This window comes from Synechocystis sp. LKSZ1 (assembly GCF_040436315.1).
Lineage (GTDB): Bacteria > Cyanobacteriota > Cyanobacteriia > Cyanobacteriales > Microcystaceae > Synechocystis.
Window position 1 is genome coordinate 2,717,334 of the sequence record NZ_AP031572.1, and the last position, 17,832, is coordinate 2,735,165.

General features: G+C 48.5%; 17 protein-coding genes. 10 read left to right on the forward strand and 7 right to left on the reverse strand.

All coding sequences use genetic code 11. The annotated features are described in order from the left end of the window. Positions 1–246 precede the first annotated feature (246 nt). From ABXS88_RS12280 to bchN, 3 genes are all read left to right on the forward strand, one after another. Entirely contained in the window at positions 247–927 is a 681-nt protein-coding gene (locus ABXS88_RS12280) for a phosphate ABC transporter permease (protein ID WP_353672334.1), read from the forward strand. 420 nt (positions 928–1,347) lie between these two features. Continuing rightward, a complete protein-coding gene (gene bchL, locus ABXS88_RS12285) occupies positions 1,348–2,220 on the forward strand; it encodes a ferredoxin:protochlorophyllide reductase (ATP-dependent) iron-sulfur ATP-binding protein (protein WP_353672335.1) in 873 nt (290 codons plus the stop codon). A 112-nt stretch (positions 2,221–2,332) separates the two neighbouring features. Beyond that, on the forward strand, positions 2,333–3,742 hold the full coding sequence (gene bchN, locus ABXS88_RS12290) for a ferredoxin:protochlorophyllide reductase (ATP-dependent) subunit N (RefSeq protein WP_353672336.1): 1,410 nt from the start codon (positions 2,333–2,335) through the stop codon (positions 3,740–3,742). On the opposite strand, the gene ABXS88_RS12295 is transcribed toward bchN, so the two are convergent. Beyond that, on the reverse strand, positions 3,739–4,479 hold the full coding sequence (locus ABXS88_RS12295; protein ID WP_353672337.1) for a hypothetical protein: 741 nt from the start codon (positions 4,477–4,479) through the stop codon (positions 3,739–3,741). The two genes, bchN and ABXS88_RS12295, sit on opposite strands and share 4 nt — an antisense overlap. Before the next feature lie 77 nt (positions 4,480–4,556). Between ABXS88_RS12295 and ABXS88_RS12300 the strand changes: the two genes are divergently transcribed. Further along, a complete protein-coding gene (locus tag ABXS88_RS12300) occupies positions 4,557–5,657 on the forward strand; it encodes an ABC transporter ATP-binding protein (RefSeq protein ID WP_353672338.1) in 1,101 nt (366 codons plus the stop codon). Positions 5,658–5,685: 28 nt separating this feature from the next. Here the strand turns inward: ABXS88_RS12300 and ABXS88_RS12305 are convergent, their stop codons facing one another. Continuing rightward, a complete protein-coding gene (locus tag ABXS88_RS12305; RefSeq protein WP_353672339.1) occupies positions 5,686–6,462 on the reverse strand; it encodes a fumarylacetoacetate hydrolase family protein in 777 nt (258 codons plus the stop codon). A gap of 192 nt (positions 6,463–6,654) precedes the next feature. Between ABXS88_RS12305 and rpsF the strand changes: the two genes are divergently transcribed. The 3 genes from rpsF (at position 6,655) to aroQ (ending at position 7,748) form a co-directional block, all read left to right on the forward strand. Next, complete coding sequence (gene rpsF, locus ABXS88_RS12310) at positions 6,655–6,996, forward strand: 30S ribosomal protein S6 (protein ID WP_353672340.1); 342 nt, start codon at positions 6,655–6,657, stop codon at positions 6,994–6,996. Positions 6,997–7,124: 128 nt separating this feature from the next. After that, the gene (locus ABXS88_RS12315; RefSeq protein WP_353672341.1) at positions 7,125–7,265 is read left to right on the forward strand and encodes a hypothetical protein; all 141 of its coding nucleotides are present in this window, start codon (positions 7,125–7,127) and stop codon (positions 7,263–7,265) included. A gap of 15 nt (positions 7,266–7,280) precedes the next feature. Then, positions 7,281–7,748 carry a type II 3-dehydroquinate dehydratase gene (aroQ, locus tag ABXS88_RS12320; RefSeq protein ID WP_353672342.1) on the forward strand — a complete coding sequence of 156 codons (468 nt, stop codon included), beginning with the start codon at positions 7,281–7,283 and terminating at the stop codon, positions 7,746–7,748. An 8-nt stretch (positions 7,749–7,756) separates the two neighbouring features. Here aroQ and cax read toward each other — a convergent pair whose 3' ends face one another. Then, positions 7,757–8,857, reverse strand: a complete 1,101-nt coding sequence (gene cax / locus ABXS88_RS12325) for a calcium/proton exchanger (RefSeq protein ID WP_353674820.1) — start codon at positions 8,855–8,857, stop codon at positions 7,757–7,759. A gap of 135 nt (positions 8,858–8,992) precedes the next feature. Here cax and ABXS88_RS12330 point away from each other — a divergent pair, with 135 nt between their 5' ends. The 3 genes from ABXS88_RS12330 (at position 8,993) to ABXS88_RS12340 (ending at position 10,783) form a co-directional block, all read left to right on the forward strand. Further along, positions 8,993–9,982, forward strand: a complete 990-nt coding sequence (locus ABXS88_RS12330) for an ATP-binding cassette domain-containing protein (RefSeq protein WP_353672343.1) — start codon at positions 8,993–8,995, stop codon at positions 9,980–9,982. Positions 9,983–10,190: 208 nt separating this feature from the next. Beyond that, entirely contained in the window at positions 10,191–10,352 is a 162-nt protein-coding gene (locus ABXS88_RS12335) for a hypothetical protein (protein WP_353672344.1), read from the forward strand. A gap of 59 nt (positions 10,353–10,411) precedes the next feature. After that, positions 10,412–10,783, forward strand: a complete 372-nt coding sequence (locus ABXS88_RS12340; RefSeq protein ID WP_353672345.1) for a Lin0512 family protein — start codon at positions 10,412–10,414, stop codon at positions 10,781–10,783. Here the strand turns inward: ABXS88_RS12340 and ABXS88_RS12345 are convergent. The 4 genes from ABXS88_RS12345 to ABXS88_RS12360 form a co-directional block, all read right to left on the reverse strand. Next, positions 10,775–11,737, reverse strand: coding sequence for a protochlorophyllide reductase (locus tag ABXS88_RS12345; RefSeq protein WP_353672346.1), 963 nt, complete (start codon positions 11,735–11,737; stop codon positions 10,775–10,777). The genes ABXS88_RS12340 and ABXS88_RS12345 overlap by 9 nt on opposite strands. A 131-nt stretch (positions 11,738–11,868) precedes the next feature. Continuing rightward, positions 11,869–12,846 carry a vitamin K epoxide reductase family protein gene (locus ABXS88_RS12350; protein ID WP_353672347.1) on the reverse strand — a complete coding sequence of 326 codons (978 nt, stop codon included), beginning with the start codon at positions 12,844–12,846 and terminating at the stop codon, positions 11,869–11,871. Between the two features lie 491 nt (positions 12,847–13,337). After that, positions 13,338–14,537: a hypothetical protein gene (locus tag ABXS88_RS12355; protein WP_353672348.1), complete on the reverse strand. Its 1,200-nt coding sequence runs from the start codon at positions 14,535–14,537 to the stop codon at positions 13,338–13,340. Between the two features lie 20 nt (positions 14,538–14,557). Beyond that, positions 14,558–17,818, reverse strand: coding sequence for a hypothetical protein (locus ABXS88_RS12360; RefSeq protein ID WP_353672349.1), 3,261 nt, complete (start codon positions 17,816–17,818; stop codon positions 14,558–14,560). Positions 17,819–17,832 lie beyond the last annotated feature (14 nt).

A 17,832-nucleotide genomic window follows, 5' to 3' on the forward strand; every position in this document is an offset into this window, starting at 1 on the left:
GCTTCTCTTGCTAGGGGTTTTGAGAGCAACTGTTATAAATCTTAATTCTTTATTAAACTTTCTGAGCGTGAGGAGAAAGCTGATTCTGCCCACTTTCCATAGGTTTCCTCTCGCTGATGGAATTGTCCCTAGAATCGCCACCAGGGTTGTTCTTGCTCCCCAAATCCCCTTTTTCTCTTTAAGGGCTTCAGGGCCAAGGGAAGAGGGCCTTAGGATACAGAAAGGTATTTTAACGACGGCGAAACCATGCTGATTCCCCTGACCCGCGAAACCTTTGACCAAGTCATTCCCCTAATTGCGACGGGGGCCCAATACGCCTTTGTCTGGGGCAAGGCGCGGGACTTTCTGCGGCGTCTTCTGATTTCTCTGCTGATCGTGGTTTCAATTTGGCTCTTGGTATTAGCCTTCGGCCATCATGGCGGCGGGATTGAATTAATTTGCTACATCATTGGTGGCCTCTACTGGTTTTGGTCGCCGGTTTACGTCGCCAGCCTCAAAAATAGAACCTATCGCCGTTTTCCCTACGCCGGATTTTGGCGAGGTCAGGTGCTGGATGTTTTTATCACGGAAGAATTGGTCAACAAAGAGCAACGGGCCAATCAGTTGGGAGAACTGGTGGTGATTGAAAACCTAGAACGACGCATCAATGTAGAAGTGGGGGATGACGAAGGTTTTCAGGTTATTGTGCAGGCCCCCATTAAACGTTTGTATAAACCTATCACCCCCGGCCAAACCGCAGAATTGTTGGTACTTTCCAAACAACCCGACCTAGAACGCATTGACAAGGTTAGTGACCTCTATTTACCTGACCTCGACCTCTGGGTAGGCAGTTATCCCTATCTTCGCCGTGATATTTTCCGGGACATCAGTGCTGAATTCGGTTCCCCGCGCCCTCCCCGTCGTCCTTCTCTACGCCCCTATCGTTAAGTTTTGTAAGGAATTCGGTCGCCATCACAATTATTTACATTGATTGTCTCAGGGCCAGCAGAATTTGAAGGGAGGCCGCTACTGCTAAGCCAAGGATAAAACCTATCCCTGCTAGGACAACGGTAAAATCCCCTGTCCGTGGCGATTTCCAGGGAATGGGCCCGTTGAGGGAGTAGCCTAGGAAGCCCTGGGCCTTTTTTTGTTTTTGTTTTTATTTATGAAAATTAAAACTACAAAAACTGATTTTAGAGAATTCTAAGCTTTAATTAGTCTTAAACGCCACTTGAAAACCATTTTGCTTACTTAGAGACTTATTTAAGTCATCAGAGAAGCCTGTTTACATTCAGTCATATTTTATCTTCCCCCAGGCCTGGTCAATAATGCGGGTATTGAGCGCAGATTTAGACAGGAGCAAAACCCTTGACACTTACCCTTGCTGTGTACGGAAAAGGTGGAATTGGCAAATCAACCACCAGTTGCAATATCTCCACGGCCCTGGCCAAACGGGGCAAAAAAGTGCTTCAGATCGGCTGTGACCCTAAGCATGACAGTACTTTCACGCTAACGGGCTTTCTGATTCCCACCATCATTGATACATTGCAGGAGAAGGATTTTCACTACGAGGATATTTGGCCCGAGGATGTCATCTACCAAGGCTACGCCGGGGTTCATTGCGTTGAGGCGGGTGGCCCTCCGGCCGGAGCGGGCTGTGGTGGCTATGTGGTTGGAGAAACCGTTAAATTGCTAAAGGAACTTAACGCCTTTGATGAGTACGACGTTATTTTGTTTGATGTCCTGGGGGATGTAGTCTGCGGTGGTTTTGCGGCCCCCCTCAACTATGCCGACTACTGTTTAATCGTTACCGATAATGGCTTTGATGCCCTCTTTGCCGCCAATCGGATTGCGGCCTCTGTTCGGGAAAAGGCCCGTACCCATCCCCTACGCCTGGCCGGCCTAATCGGTAATCGCACCGCTAAACGGGATTTAATTGATAAATATATTGAAGCCGTTCCCATGCCGGTGCTGGAAATTCTGCCCCTCATCGAGGATATTCGGGTTTCGCGGGTGAAGGGAAAAACCCTCTTTGAAATGGCTGAAACCGATCCATCTCTAAACTATGTTTGTGAGTATTATCTCAACATTGCTGACCAAATTCTGGCCCAGCCGGAAGGTGTTGTTCCCAAGGATGCTCAAGATCGAGATTTATTTAGTTTACTGTCTGACTTTTATCTGAATGCTGATAAGCCCAAGGTTCCATCTCCAGAGGCAGAATTGGATTTAATGATGGTTTAAGAACGAGTGAATAAGCCTTCTAAATCTCCTGGTATTGGAGAGCTAGGGGCTCAATCAAATAAAAACACTGATATCTTGCCATTTGATTAAAATACTTTCTGGAGAACGTACCATGACCGTTGCTATTGAAAACACTACGCCTTCGGCCCTTAACTTTGATTGTGAAACCGGCAATTATCATACCTTTTGCCCCATTAGTTGCGTCGCTTGGCTCTATCAAAAAATTGAAGACAGCTTTTTTCTGGTTATTGGCACTAAGACCTGCGGCTACTTTCTCCAAAATGCGATGGGAGTGATGATTTTTGCCGAACCCCGCTATGCTATGGCGGAACTAGAAGAAGGCGATATTTCGGCCCAGCTCAATGACTACGCAGAATTAAAACGAATCTGTTTGCAAATTAAGCGCGACCGCAATCCCAGTGTAATCGTGTGGATTGGAACTTGCACAACGGAAATTATCAAAATGGATCTCGAGGGCCTGGCCCCGAAATTGGAAGCTGAAATTGGTATTCCCATCGTTACGGCCCGGGCCAATGGACTGGATTACGCCTTTACCCAAGGGGAAGATACGGTACTGGCTTCGATGGTGCATAAGTGCCCAACGCCGGCCCAGATTAAAAGTGAAGAAAAGGAAGAGCGCAACGCCATTCAAAAACTGCTTAATTTCGGTCGCCACAAAGAAGACGCTAAATCCGAGCCGGATTTTGTTGATCATCCTCCCCTCGTGCTTTTTGGCTCCCTGCCCGATCCTGTCGTGACAAATCTGACCCTAGAACTGAAAAAACAAGGGGTACAGGTCTCCGGCTGGTTGCCAGCCAAGCGTTATACGGAACTCCCAGTTTTAGATGAGGGTTACTACGTGGCCGGGGTGAATCCCTTCCTCAGCCGGACGGCTACTACCCTGATGCGCCGTCGTAAATGCAAGCTGATTGGCGCCCCCTTTCCCATTGGCCCCGATGGCACAAGGGCCTGGATTGAAAAAATTTGCTCGGTTTTGGGCATCGAACCCCAGGGCCTGGCAGAACGGGAAGCTCAAATTTGGCAAGGTCTGGAAGAGTATATTCAACTGATTCGGGGCAAATCTGTTTTCTTCATGGGGGATAACCTGCTAGAAGTTTCCCTGGCCCGTTTCCTTATTCGTTGTGGCATGACCTGCCATGAAATTGGTATTCCCTACATGGATAAACGCTACCAGGCCGCTGAACTGGCCCTGCTGGAAAAGACCTGCCAAGAGATGGGGGTTCCCCTGCCCAATATTGTGGAAAAGCCCGATAACTATAACCAAGTTCAGCGCATTTACGACCTCAAACCCGACCTGGTGATCACGGGCATGGCCCACGCCAACCCCCTGGAGGCCCGGGGCATTAATACCAAATGGTCGGTGGAATTTACCTTCGCCCAGATCCACGGTTTTACCAACGCCCGCGACATTCTGGAATTGGCCACCCGTCCCCTCCGGCGCAATACCAATCTCAAGGATCTCGGCTGGGATAAGTTAGTTCGCGAAGAAGCCGCGCTCTAGAATTTCAGTTCGCTCAGGCTTGCGGCCACCTGCTCGAGGGCCTGGAGAGCCGTTAAGGAACTGCGAATCAGATGTAGGCCCCGCCGGGGTTGATTGACTAATGCCCCGGCTAGGGCTAAGGGCCGCAGTTGGCCGCGATTATCATACACACCCTGGAGATCCGGCAGGGCCTGGTCAATGTCATCACTGATCACCCGTAGCATGGCCACGGGCAGACCGTGGGCCTGGCAAAAGGCCAAGACGGCAATGCCTTCCATATCCACGACTGCCCGACCGTACTGCTGTCCTAGGGTCATTTTTTCTTCCCGTTGATTAATGACATGGTCACTGGTTAGGCCTTGCACCAGGGGATAGGCTAACTGCTGATGTAAAAATGCGGTTAGGGCGGCATCAAGGTATGCTGGTGGCACTGACGGAGACGGGCCTAACCGACGACAGGATTGGTAAAGAACCGGCTGGCCCAGGGAAAATTCCGCAGAGAGACTGCCTGCCAGACCCAGCACAATGATTTTTCCTAAGGGCCTGACCTCTACTGGCCTCGATTGCCACCATTGCGTCAGAAACGCCGTGACCGCCAAGCTACCAACAGGGAGGGCCAAAATGTTTGCGGCTAGACCCCGACGGTGCCAACCCCGACGAACCGCTTGATATTCGGCGCCCTGGGGAACCCAGAGTTGGAAGGAGGGGAGTCCGTTCGGCGTTTTAGAGCCCGGAGCATTGAGAAGGTCTTTTAACATGTGCTAAGGTATTTCTTGAGAATTATTCCTACTTAATCCAAGGTAGCTTCTTTGTAGGCTCTTATTTAGTATTTGTTATGACGGTTGTTTCCTGCTCTCTAACTACGGCTCAAGCCAGTTTTACACCGCTTCTTCAACTGGAAAACATCAGTAAACACTTTACGCCTCAAGGGTTACCTGCGTTAAAGAATGTCAGTTTACAGCTATTCCCTGGAGAAATTCTCGGGCTCCTCGGCCCCTCTGGTTGCGGCAAAACAACTTTGTTGAGAATTATTGCAGGCTTTGAAATGCCCTCCCAGGGACGCGTCTGGTTAGACGGCCAACTGATGACGGGGGCCGGCCGTCCCGTACCGCCAGAACAGCGCAATACTGGCATGGTTTTTCAAGACTACGCCCTCTTTCCCCACCTCTCCGTGGCCGAGAACATTGCTTTTGGCCTAAAGCCCAAAACACCTCGCCAGGATAAAGCCACGATTAGACAACGCATCGCCGAGGTTCTTACCCTGGTGGGTCTGGCGGGCCTAGAGTGTCGCTACCCCCACGAATTATCTGGTGGTCAACAACAACGCATTGCGTTGGCCCGGGCCCTGGCCCCTCAACCCAGTTTAATTTTGCTGGATGAGCCTCTGAGTAATCTGGACGTTCAGGTTCGCTGCCGTTTGCGTCATGAAATTCGCCATATCCTCAAGGCCACGGGCATTTCTGCCATCTTTGTGACCCACGACCAAGAGGAAGCTATGGTCATTGCCGATAAAATTGGGGTGATGCACCAAGGCCGACTGGAACAATTGGGAAGTCCAGAGGAAATCTATACCCGGCCCGCCTCCCGTTTTGTGGCCGAATTTGTCACCCAGGCCAACTTCCTGCCCGCTGAGCGTCAGGGAACAGTCTGGATCACTGAAATTTGTCATTGGGAATTATCCCCCCAATCCAACCCAGAAATCCAGCAGGGAGAAGTCATGCTCAGGGAAGAAGAGATTAGCTTGTATCCCGACCAAGGTGGGCCGGTGGTGATTCGAGATCGTCAATTCTTAGGACGCGAGTACCGCTATTGCCTAGAAACTCCCCTGGGCCAACAACTCCATGCCCGTACCCCCCTCAATACTGACTTACCCATTGGCAGTCGAGTACAACTCCAGGTTACGACCCCGGCCCCGGCCCTTTTTCCAGCAGTCTAGGCCTATATATCAACGTATATCGACGAACTTAGGCCGCAATAGTATTTTCCAGGGAACCAATCCCTTCAATTGTGACCACAACCCGGTCACCGATCTGTAGCGGACCAATGCCCTCAGGCGTTCCCGTCAAAATTACATCACCGGGAAAGAGGGTCATCACCTGAGAGATATATGCCACGAGGGCCGGTGGAGAGAACACCATATCGCTGATCAAAGCCGACTGGCAGGGCTGTTCTAGGGCGTCATCATTCACAAAGGTTTGTAATCGTGCCTCTGCACTTAGGTTACGGACAATCCAAGGCCCTAGGGGGCAAAAGCCATCAAATCCCTTGGCCCGTGTCCATTGGCTGTCTTGATTTTGCAGATCTCGGGCGGTCACGTCGTTGGCAATCGTATAGCCCCAAATTTGATTAGCGGCCTGTTCCAGAGTACAGTTTTTCGTGACTTGACCAATCACCAAGGCCAATTCCCCTTCGTAATCCACCCGTTGAGATTGGGGCGGATAGGTAATTTCTTCGTCATTGGCAATGATGGCAGAAGGGGGTTTCAGAAAGATTAGTGGCTCACTCGGGACAGTATTACCTAATTCTGCTGCATGGGCCGCATAATTACGCCCGACCGCAATAATTTTGGAAGGAGTACAAGGAGCCAACAACGTGTAGTCTGCTTCAAGTAAGGCATCTCCTAATCGCTGTCCATCGAGCCAAGGAGCAGCATCAAGTAACGCCACACTCCGGTCTAATTGCAGAATTCCGTAGTAAGTCGCCCCTGTTTTAGTTTGCACCCGAACATAGCGTTGCGCCATAGCTTCATCAATAGTGTTTCAGAAGGATTAAGAGGAATCTCCGGTTGCGGTCGCCAAAGAAACTCTCTTAGTAGTATGATAGAGAATCCTTGCTTTTGCGCTAGGCCGAGCAGGTTGAGTGAGATGAACCCATCTCCCTACTCCAAAATTTGCTCCAGACTGGTGCTAAAGCCCCTTTGTCCATAAGGAAAAATGATTATGTCTCATTATGAAATGATGGTTATCCTGCGTCCAGATCTTTCTGAAGACCAGGTTAACCAAGAAGTTAGCAAATATCAAGATTTTCTGAGTCAACAGGGATGCCAGGAAATTACTGTCAAGGTTTGGGGGAAACGTCGCCTTGCCTACACCATCGACCGGTTTGTAGACGGTATCTATGTCCTCTTCAACTACCAAGGAGATGGCAAACAAGTGGCCCCCCTAGAACGAGCCATGCGTTTGAGTGAAGAAGTCATTCGTTTTCTGACGATTAAACTACCAACGCCCAAGCCCCAGGATGAAGCCACGGCGGAAGCGGTAGCTGTTGAGGCTTAGGTCTAGCCGTCAAGATTAGCCAAAAATTGACGGCCCTGTCTGTGCGCCTCCCAGGATTTATGTTAGGCTGATGCTAACAGGATGATAGACCTGTGGAGAACCCTACGGTAGCAGGAGCCGTCTAGCCGATGGACTACTTGGAAAGATTACTGGATAAGCTCAGGGAATTAGCCCAGAAAATCATTGAAGGCCTACTTGGCCCCCAAGCGGAACCCGAACCGGAGCTAGTACCAATCCCTGTCCAAGACCGTCGTTCTCGGACTTATTAATAGTTCAATACCGGGATGTCTGCTCCCCTCAGTACGCTTTCTCCTTTAAGTATTCTCGTTTTGCATGGCCCTAACCTTAATTTGCTAGGCCTGCGCGAACCCCAAATTTATGGCACAATGACCCTAGCCGATATCAATCAACGATTGGGCCACGATGCAGAGCAATGGGGCATTACCCTGGACTGCCAACAATCTAATCTAGAAGGAGAACTGGTGAATGCTATCCACCAGGCTAGGGAAAAACACCAAGGCATTTTAATCAATGCCGGTGCCTATACCCACACCAGCATCGCTTTGCGAGATGCCCTCAGTGCCGTGGCCCTGCCTACCGTTGAGGTGCATCTCAGCAATATCTACCAGCGAGAGGCTTTTCGACATCACTCCTATATTGCTGCCATTGCCATCGGCCAGATCAGTGGCTTTGGCCTGGATAGTTACCGTTTAGGGCTCCAGGCCTTAGTGAATTACCTGCGCCGTCCTTAACGTACTGGCTAGGCCGGTTGAAAGAAGAAAGCCAGGCCCAGCAGAATGTAGGTCGCCAACAGCAGAATTCCCTCCAGCCAATTGGAGCGGCCATCACTGCTAATGGAGTTAACGATCAGCACCGAGACCACCACTGCTACCAATTCAAAGGGACTAAAATTTAAGTCCATGGGTTGGCCCATCCACCAACCGGCAATCACCAACACTGGTGCCACAAAGAAGGCAATCTGAAGGCTAGAGCCCATGACCACCGACACCGATAAATCCATTTTGTTCTTCATGGCGACAGTCACTGCCGTTGCGTGTTCAGCAGCGTTACCAATGATGGGCAGTAGAATAACCCCGGTAAAGAGGGGGGTTAGACCTAAGTTTTCCGTGGCTACTTCTAGGGATTCCACCAATAACTCAGATTCAATCGCAACACCGAGGGTTACGGTCAGCAAAACCCCGACCCATAGCCAAAGATTGGGTTGAGCCGTCGAATCATGGGCAACGATCGCGTCTGTTTCCTCTAACTCAGCAACACCAACATCGTAAAGATAGGTATGGGTTTTCATGGAAAAGAAGAGGGACAGGCCATAGACCACGATCAGCACCAGGGCCACCGCCACCGATAGTTTTTGCAGGACGACTTCCTGGATTTCATTGACCGTAAAAAAATTCAGGGCTGTCGGTAGCAAGATCGCAATCACCGCCAGGTTCATGGCGGAGGCATTGAGGCGGGCGGCCACAGGCTGGAATTCCTGTTCCTTGTAGCGTAATCCACCCAAAAACATGGCAAATCCCATCACCAATAGTAAATTACCGATAATTGAACCGGTTAGTGTGGCCTTGACCACATCTACCAAGCCGCTCCGCAGGGCCACGTAGGCCAAAATAAGTTCTGTTGCATTACCAAAGGTGGCATTCATTAAACCACCCAGATTTGGGCCGACCACCACAGCAATCTCCTCCGTTGCCGTGCCCATAAAAGCAGCTAAGGGAACAATGGCGAGGCCAGCCAAGATAAAAACGAGGGTTTCTCCCCACTCTAGAAAATGAGCCGCCAAGGACAGGGGGAGAAAGAGCAGTAGAACCAGAAAAAATGTATTTTTGCTCACAAGGAAAATCCTTAGGAAATCGTCAAGACTCTTCAAAGGATAGCGGATGCTTGGAGATTCTTCCCCTTCTCTATCTAGGGTTGCTAGGCCTGTCTTCAAGGAAACCGTTAAGCTGGGAAAGGCCCTCCTGCTCGCGTAATCTGTATGATTTCGGTTCATCATCTGAGTAAATCCTATCCCGTTGCAGTGAAGTCTCCCGGCTTGAAGGGGACCCTGGCCCATTTTTTGCATCGTACCTATCGGGAAGTTAAAGCCGTCCAGGATGTTTCCTTTACGATTCAGGCGGGGGAGGTCGTCGGTTTTTTAGGCCCCAATGGTGCCGGTAAAACCACAACCCTCAAAATGTTGACGGGGTTGATTCATCCTTCGGCGGGAAAGGTTCGGGTGGCAGGCTTTGATCCCTTTCGGCGACAGCCTGCATTTCTGGAAAAGATGAGTCTCGTGATGGGCCAGAAGCAGCAATTGATCTGGGACTTGCCCACCCTGGATTCTCTGCGTATCAATGCGGCTATCTATAAAATTTCCGATGAGACCTTTCAGCAACGGCTGGGGGAACTGAGTGAAATGCTGGCCCTCAACCAACAACTCAAGCAACCCGTCCGCAAATTATCCTTGGGGGAGCGCATGAAAGCCGAACTACTGGCCGCTCTCCTGCACCATCCCCAAGTCCTCTTCCTGGATGAACCGACCCTAGGCCTGGATGTTAATGCCCAGGTGGCCGTGCGGGACTTCCTACGGGAATACAATCAGCGCTACCAAGCCACCATTCTTTTAACCAGTCATTACATGGCGGACATTACGGCCCTCTGTGAGCGTGTGCTTCTGATCCACCAGGGCCAGTTAATGTACGATGGCGACCTCGAACAGTTAGTCGAGCGTTATGCTCCCTTTCGAGAAGTGCAAGTGGAGTTGGCCCAGCCCTGGCCGGCGGAAAAGCTACAGCACTACGGCGAAATCGAAAGTATTAATGGCCAGGAAGTCCGCTTTTTAGTCCCCCAGGAGAATCTCACCGGGGCCATTGCCCAGATCCTGGCCCAGTTGGATGTCCTCGACCTCAGCGTTAATGATCCTCCCATCGAAGATGTGATTGGCCGCCTCTTCCAAGCGGGTGTCGTCGCCAATATTAAGGATTGATTAACTAAAAATCAAGTCGCAGTCGCTCAGTCAACTCACGGAAAATCCGCAGATAATGACTTGAAAAAGCTGGGGATCATCAAGATTCTGCAATAAAAACAAAAGTTCGATGCCCCAGTGTTATCCTAAAGGTAAAGGATTGGTTAAGAGAATTTTGTCCACCTTAACTTCATCATCCCAGCCAGGATATGGCTTAGGAGGTAGGATCATGATCACGAATGCAACCCCAATTACTAGCGGTACCCAAACCCCTCAAGTAAAGACCGCTTCCACTAGTCCCTTTCAGATCCACCATCCCCACCTTGAAGGCCGCTGGATTTGGGACAGTCATCACCAACTCTATTGGCAATGGCTCAAAGTTGACGGCTAGGGCAACGAGCCTACGCTACAATAAGCAGACCGATAAACAAAAGAAAAGCCCCTAAGCGGATGGATCGTAAGCGCTTTATCATCGAAATGGGTATGGGCATTGATCAGCATGGGCAGGATCCAACGGTGGCCTGTGCGCGGGCCGTTCGCAATGCCATCGCCCATAATGCTCTGCCAGGAATCTGGGAAGTTGCGGGCCTAGAACACCCCAACCAAATGGTGGTGGAAGTGCAAGTGGCGGTTCCCTACCCCGAAGCTGTGCGAGCAGAGAATGTGTTAGCGGTACTCCCCTTTGGTCAAAAAACCCTGCACGTGGAAAAGGGCGGTATGGTGGTGCAGGGCCGGGCAATTCCAGAATTAGCGGATCAGAATGACGAAATGTTAATTGCCGTGGCCGCCGTCACGGTTTGGATTACAGAAACCTCACGCTAAGCCCACCAGTTTTTCACTAAGTTCCCAGAGTTTTTTGGCCTTGGCGCTATCACTGCCTGCGGCGGATAGTTCCTGCACAAAGGCCTCCCGTCCCGCTTTTTGACGATTGCCCCAACTCCAATGGACACCGGACTCCTTAAACTCGGGGTCAGCGACGACTTGGGCCAGGCGTTCACCAGCTAATTCTTGGCTAACGTAGCCGCCGGTAATATTTTTCTGGAACCAGGGAAAGATGGTACGGAACAGGGAATAATGATTACGGAAGAGGGGAGTATCGGCAACACAACCGGGATAGAGAGAATTAAAAACGATGCCGGTGCTGTCGTGGAAGCGGCGGTGAAGTTCCCGAGTGGTCAGCATATTGCACAGTTTACTGTCCTTGTAGGCCTTGCCTGATTTAAAGGCCTTGCCGTTGATCATGGTAATTGGGGCCTTGAAACCGGCCTCAAAACCTTCAAAATTGCCCAGGTCGGGCGGGGCGGGAATAGGAATTTTTCCTCCCAATTCTTTACTATTGGCGGTCACAGTGCCCAAAATAATCAGACGTTTATCCTGGGCAGGAGATTGCTTCAGGTCTTCTAGAAGTAAGTTGCAGAGCAGGAAATGACCCAGGTGATTCGTTGCTACTGAAAGTTCGTAACCATCGGCACTCCAGAGGGGTTCCTTCAAGAGAGGAAAATAGACAGCGGCGTTGCAGACCAGGGCATTGAGGGGCCGCCCCAGTTCTCGAAATTGGTTAACAAACCGCCGGACACTATCCAGGTGACCCAGATCTAGTTTCAGGATAGTGTAGCTATCATTGGGAAAATTAAGTTCCTGGGCTACTTTTTTGGCCTTATCCACGTTACGACAGGCCATCACCACATGCCAGCCCTTGTCAATCAAAGCCTTGGCGCCATAGAGGCCAACTCCCGATGAGGCCCCAGTTACAATAACGGTTGGTTTGGAGTCCATATAAAAAAGGTATTACTCAAGACGATTTGAATATTTCCAGCATTATACGGCCTCCTGTTCTTTCCATTGACCTGTAGGGGTTTCCTAACTCACCCTAAAGGTTTAGCCTCGTCAGGATGACGACAGCTAATCTAGCGTTTGAGCGAGTATTTAAAGTCCCGTGGCCCTTGATAGTTGCTTAACTGGGCTAACTCCTCCGGTAGTTTAACCCCCGGATTCATCTGACCATTGATTTCCCAAGTCGGAAAAGATTGAATCTTGGCGGCGACACAGGCCTGAGTCTGGGGATTGTTGCCGCTGGGATCGCACTCAATGTAGGTGATTTTTTTGAAGGCTTCTTTGCCAAGGAGTTGCTTTTGCTCGTAACAGTGGGGACACCAAAAGGCCCCGTACATTTTAATTTTGGTATCGGTCAGGTGTTGAGCCAAGGCGATCTCAGCTGGGCCAGACTCTGTGGTTATACTCCAGCCAATGGGCGGCTTGGGTTGACTGGTAATTTCAGGAATAGGAATTTTGCCGTCAGCATTGACTCTTGGCCCACTGGCATTGGCATACAGGCCCAGGGTTCCCACCAGGGTCACCATGGCCACCAAAATTCCTGTAAAAAAGACTTGACTCACTTCTTCCCACTCCCGGCCGATGATAGACAAAATAAATAATATCAAGGAACAAGTAGCAGAGCTCAAGCAATAGAGACAAGCCTCATTCAGCTTGAAAAAAGAGATGTACATTAAGTAGCCGCTGAAGACGGCCATGGCCGTTCCCCCGATTAACAAAAATCGGCCTGTCAGACTCTCTATTTGATTCCGCTGTTTCTTATTCGTCTCAGCATTGACTAGAAAAGGCATTAGGGCAAAAATTACCATCGCGGTGTAGGCCAACAGCCCAAAGAGACTCAAGGGTAGTCCAAAGACCTTGGCATAGGCGCTTTGCAGGACTAAATCACAACCAGAAGTCCCCGTAGTGGCATCGACGGGGCAAGCTGTTTTACCCCCAGTAAAAGAGACATAGGTTAAATAGGCTGTAATTAGCATACCAATCACAGCAATGGCCCCCATGATCAGACGGGAGTAGCGATGAATCCAGGGGGCGGAACGACGGCGAATCATAGCAGTTCGGCAATTAGGCTAGAGGGGGAGCATACGTCCTCTTGATTTTACCTGAAATTTCCCTCAGAGGACGTTTGAGACGTACCACCGGTAGTAGTCTGTTAAAGAAGTAATTCTTAATGACAAGGCCTGATAAACCAATTTAGTATTTGTCAGTAAAAATCTAGACTTCCAGTCCATCCAGGCCCGCTTGGCCAAGATAGTCATCGTGCCAGGTCGTCACTAGGAAATGTGTGTCACACATCAAAATATCTTACGGGTAGAACGGTTTCAGGGTAGCGGGTTTTACTCTTCGTTGATCTAAAAAGGGCCTGCGATCCTCCACGATTTGCTACGTGAGTGCATCCCACTTGAAAGAGTTCATATCAACTCAGTCTAATCTGACGCCTTCAATGTGCCTATTTCAACCGTCTTTCTCCCCCTAGCCTGTGTATACTATCTTAACTGGGATGCACCCTTGCTACGTCTGACGTATGAAATGTACGAATAATCTAGAGTGACTCAAACTTGCCAGGTTCTTCGACTTCCCAAAGGCCGGCATTGATTTGTTTGAGCTTTGCTGGTTTTACTAGTTTCAACCTTCCTGAGCCAAGGTGAACAACAAAAATTTCTGGATTTTCATTTAGATTATGCATAATCTGCGTTATATAGGGTGAGGCAATATTCGGGATGAGCCAGAATTCTTGATCAATTTCAAAGTAGAGATAAGAACCTTGAGATGGATCAGAAGGGGCTTCGAGTTGCATGATTCGACGCGCATTTAACCCAATATGGCCTTGGATAGATTGTTGGCTTAGAGTCAATGGTTGAAAGCGGGGATCTCTGAAATAATCTTGATTTTGACTGTTGAATTGATCGACTATAGCTTTTATAGGATTTGGAGGTTCATTCGGAAAAATTGATTCAGCGACGGCATTTATTTCTTCATACTCTCTATTATTGAAATTGGTCGTTGCAGTTACTGTATTTTGTGACTGTAGTAGAGAAGAATATTTATCATCGAGAGACTTTATTTCTTGATCAATTTCTTTGAAAACCTCTTTGGATTTTTGGCTACGTTCGTTAAGCTTAGTAATATATTTTTGATTTTGATCTACCTGATTTTTGACCTTAGTTAAGACCATTTCTATATCTTTTATATTTCCAGACAGCTCTCGTTGTTTTTCGCTTGATTTATGGAGTCTTAAAAACAAAAAAACAATGCTACTAATGATTCCAGAAATGCTTATGAATCCTGCAATAGTTGCTACCCAGAACCATAGAGGATTTGATTTTTCGTTTCTATTCTGTGTATTAGACTCTGATTTTTCTGCTGGAGTAAGAGCGGGAGATTGTTGATTTTTTACTTCTTTCCACTGAGAAAACTCTACAATTCCTACATCCCCAGCAATCCACCATTCTTTTGAGTCAGAATTAGCAGCAGGATTTACTTTGTACCAACAGTGACTTTCACTAAGCGTTGCTTTGGTATCACGAATTTTTAATTTATCTCCTTGTTTGATTTTTGGTCGATTGGAATCATTTTCTTTTTTTGTTGGTTGAGGCTTGAGCATCGACTGATCATCCTTAACCGTAACTTCTTGAACTGTCGAAGGAATATCAGGACAATCAATTGCCCAACTAGGCAGATAGACTGTCGAGGCTAGGCAACTGGAAGCTGAGATCAAGATAGCAAAAGAGCGTTTTTTCATAATAATTTCTCACTATTTTTTTAACTTGCGGCCTTAGACCATTGATTCGCCAAAATACCAATAAAACACCGGAGCGTTAACAAGAAAGGAGGTTCCGGCTCAAATTCCGCAATGGGCCCGGCCTTGTGAATACAGGCTTGAGTTACAGATTTCTGTAAGAGGTTGCGCAGATCATCTGACATGGTGAATAGCCCTCCTTTGCCAAAGTGCCGTAGAGATTCAATTTCCTCTAACTGCTGATCTGCAATCACCGCATTAAAGTTCTTTAGATACCGTTCTAGTTCATTAAAGGATTCCACTCGAAATTCCTCGATGGTTTCCCAATTACGATTGAGATCAAAGCGTTGATTTGGCTCAAAAGTTTGGCCATTAATGACACACACTTCCCCTGCAAAAATAGATTCCTTGCGAGCTTCCTGCCAGCCTGTTAATTTTTGCCCATTGGGTAAGACTACCAGACCTCCACAGGCTTCTTCCTTCGGTTGGGGAGAAAGCTTGACAAGATCTTCTTCTGGATTAATCCGAGACCCCGAAGCCTGGGTTAAAATGCCGCCGAGAAGTTGATTGATGCCCGCATTGGAGGTGTAGCGGCCACTAGTGGTTAGCCAATGAATAAAACGAGATCCATTTCCACCAATAAGAACAGAGGTGACGTATTCATTTTCCGTGGAAATACCTTGCTCAACCAAGTATTTTTGGATCAGTCCTAGATAGTGAAAAAGTCCCCCCAGGGAGAAAGCTACCAATGTCCGAAATTCTCGACTACGGGGCCGGTCAGCATTCATCACATACCCATTGGTTAGGATTTTCTCTGCATTACCCCGTAAATAAGTATCGAGAGCGGAGTTAAAGTTATTGCGAATTGATAGCTCTTGACGAAAAGCATTAGCATCCGCAGTGGAAAGACCAAAAATTTCTCCCACATAGGCTAAATTCGGGCGTAGAATCTGATGAAAGAGATCGCGGCCAGCATAGGGAACAGAGGCCTGGTGAATTAACTTATTTTTGCTCCAAATAGAAATATCAGAGGTTCCGCCGCCAATATCAACGCAGGTGGTATGTACTAGTTGCTGTTCGAGAATGTCCCCAAAGAATTGAGCAAAAGCAATACTTTCCGTGCGTAGTGGCTGGTTGACTAAAAAACGATGGGTTTGGCCAGATTTCTGGCTGAGTTCTTGCAATAAATTTTGCCAGGTCACTTCATAGCGATTTTGTTCTCCCTGGGAAAAAGCCGAGGGATAGGATACGCCCCATTCAATGGTATGTACTCCATCTTGAGCGGCTTGGGCAGCAATCAAGGTCAAAAACTGGTTTAGAAAGGGACGTTGGTACTGAATATTCTGCCATTTGACATTCGTTTTGATGTATTCATTGTCAAAGCTAAATTTATCTAGTCGGGGAACATAAATCCGGGCATGGCTCACAATATTGGGAATTTTGGCCTCTACTTCCTGCCAACCCCTGGTTGTCAACATCGTCGATAAAGGTGGATTGTCACCCTCGGGTAACAAGACATCGGGGATAAAAAACTCTCGGTAGGTAATAGCTTGGATGTCCTCCAGACCTCGAGTAATTTTTAACAGATTCGGCCGTAAATTGAGGCGACTGGGTTCACTATTGCCACGACGGACATAAACATTGGTGAAAGATGTCCCAAAATCAACTCCTACTGTCCAAGTACCGGCGTTACCCGCTTGGGTTTGGGGAATGCTCAACGGTAATAGCCCTAAAAAGCGAGCTTCATTATCTATCGCAGACAAAATTTCGGGGTAACGTTCACATTTCCAATAGCGATATTTTTCTTGCCCCGATTGACTGGTTTCCTGAATGGCCTGCTCTGTTGGTTGCTCAATGTTAAACGCCAGGCCACCATAGCCTTCAGCAACATCAACAAAGAGAAAATACTCTCGCCAATTACCTGGTGGCACATTAGGCCAGAGGGCCAGGGTTGGCAGGGCCAGGGTAATTTCATTTTCAGCTTTCAGAGGAAAATTCTTGTGGGTTGAATAGGTGACGGATTGATTATTAAAGCCAGATAATTTCAGCGTTAGCGTTACTCTAACGCCTGGCCCTTCCGGCGTAGTGCAAGGCTCTAATTGGACATTTTTTTCCAAATCTTGGCTACTAAAATAGTCTCTTAGAATCGGATTTAAGGGAAGGAGAATGCTGAGATTATCCAGATTCAGTTTCCGGTCTAGCCAAGTTCCCGGTAATGAGCCTTTGACCTTGGTATAATACAGATTTTCGGTAAATAAATCGGCTGGGGTAAAGAAGCGAGCATCACTACGCTGAAGGAGATTGGGCGGTAAATGTTCTAGGGAAGTGGCATCGATGACATTGATTTCTCGCGCCGACCGATTCATGATGGCCGGTAAGTTATTTTGATCGATCAAATAAAGTTGTTTGGTCGGTGTAAACCCTGTAGAGCAAAGGACACGGACATTAGATTCCTGTTTTACCATCTTGGCCGGTTTAAAAGCATCGAGACAAGGCGGTGCCAAGGGTTCCCCGAAGGGAATAGGGCGTTCTGAGGGTTCAAATACAGCTAATTGAGTCACTCCCAAGGCCTGCTGGAATTGATCCAACTCAGCCGCAATTTCTCCTGCTAGGGTGCGATTGACGGGATTACGGAGCAGGGCCGAGTGCAGATTTTGCAACCAAGAGGCCAACAAGGATTTATAGGCGGAAGTTAGGCCATTACTAATCGGATCGGTAAAAAAACCATTCTTTATCCAGGGAATCCGTCGTTCCACTTCAGGCTTGAGGTAGCCACTGGGAACAATCAGCGTGGCGGGGCTAGTAAAGCCAATGGCATGGCCTTCGAGGGTAAAGAGGTAGAGTTGGGCCCAAGGGTGCTGTCCCGACTGACCTTCGAGGACGTTGTAGTCTTCGTTGGGTAGGAGTTTCCATAAAGAACGCCCAAACTCATTGTTTTGATAGTCCTGGAGGTTGATGCGCACCGCTTGCAGTCCCAGGTTGAGGTTTTCCGATAAGGCAATCGTCGCCAACAAGCCCCGATACTGCTCGATTAACCATTGCCGACTGGGGTACCTATCGTTACGAATCGCAGAAATAAACTGCAGGGCCCGCGACCAAGGACTCGGAATCGAATTAATCTCGTTGTAAATGCCGGTGTCAAAGTCTAAACTACTGCCGATACGGTTGAAGAGGGGAACGTCAGCGATATTCCATTGGCCGGGGGCATTACCGCCCGGAAAATTCTGGGTGGTTTTGGGCAGGAGGGGATGGTAGTTGGCGTTGCCGGGCGTTGGAGTAACCATAATTTGTTAATGAC

Bases quoted from the DNA above. Each gene is read 5' to 3' on its own strand.
- ABXS88_RS12300 (WP_353672338.1), top strand. From the start codon at position 4,557: ATGACGGTTGTTTCCTGCTCTCTAACTACGGCTCAAGCCAGTTTTACA.
- bchN (WP_353672336.1), top strand. From the start codon at position 2,333: ATGACCGTTGCTATTGAAAACACTACGCCTTCGGCCCTTAACTTTGAT.
- aroQ (WP_353672342.1), top strand. From the start codon at position 7,281: ATGTCTGCTCCCCTCAGTACGCTTTCTCCTTTAAGTATTCTCGTTTTG.
- ABXS88_RS12355 (WP_353672348.1), bottom strand. From the start codon at position 14,537: ATGAAAAAACGCTCTTTTGCTATCTTGATCTCAGCTTCCAGTTGCCTA.
- ABXS88_RS12305 (WP_353672339.1), bottom strand. From the start codon at position 6,462: ATGGCGCAACGCTATGTTCGGGTGCAAACTAAAACAGGGGCGACTTAC.
- ABXS88_RS12350 (WP_353672347.1), bottom strand. From the start codon at position 12,846: ATGATTCGCCGTCGTTCCGCCCCCTGGATTCATCGCTACTCCCGTCTG.
- ABXS88_RS12315 (WP_353672341.1), top strand. From the start codon at position 7,125: ATGGACTACTTGGAAAGATTACTGGATAAGCTCAGGGAATTAGCCCAG.
- ABXS88_RS12360 (WP_353672349.1), bottom strand. From the start codon at position 17,818: ATGGTTACTCCAACGCCCGGCAACGCCAACTACCATCCCCTCCTGCCC.
- ABXS88_RS12345 (WP_353672346.1), bottom strand. From the start codon at position 11,737: ATGGACTCCAAACCAACCGTTATTGTAACTGGGGCCTCATCGGGAGTT.
- ABXS88_RS12335 (WP_353672344.1), top strand. From the start codon at position 10,191: ATGATCACGAATGCAACCCCAATTACTAGCGGTACCCAAACCCCTCAA.
- rpsF (WP_353672340.1), top strand. From the start codon at position 6,655: ATGATTATGTCTCATTATGAAATGATGGTTATCCTGCGTCCAGATCTT.
- ABXS88_RS12330 (WP_353672343.1), top strand. From the start codon at position 8,993: ATGATTTCGGTTCATCATCTGAGTAAATCCTATCCCGTTGCAGTGAAG.
- ABXS88_RS12280 (WP_353672334.1), top strand. From the start codon at position 247: ATGCTGATTCCCCTGACCCGCGAAACCTTTGACCAAGTCATTCCCCTA.
- ABXS88_RS12295 (WP_353672337.1), bottom strand. From the start codon at position 4,479: ATGTTAAAAGACCTTCTCAATGCTCCGGGCTCTAAAACGCCGAACGGA.
- ABXS88_RS12340 (WP_353672345.1), top strand. From the start codon at position 10,412: ATGGATCGTAAGCGCTTTATCATCGAAATGGGTATGGGCATTGATCAG.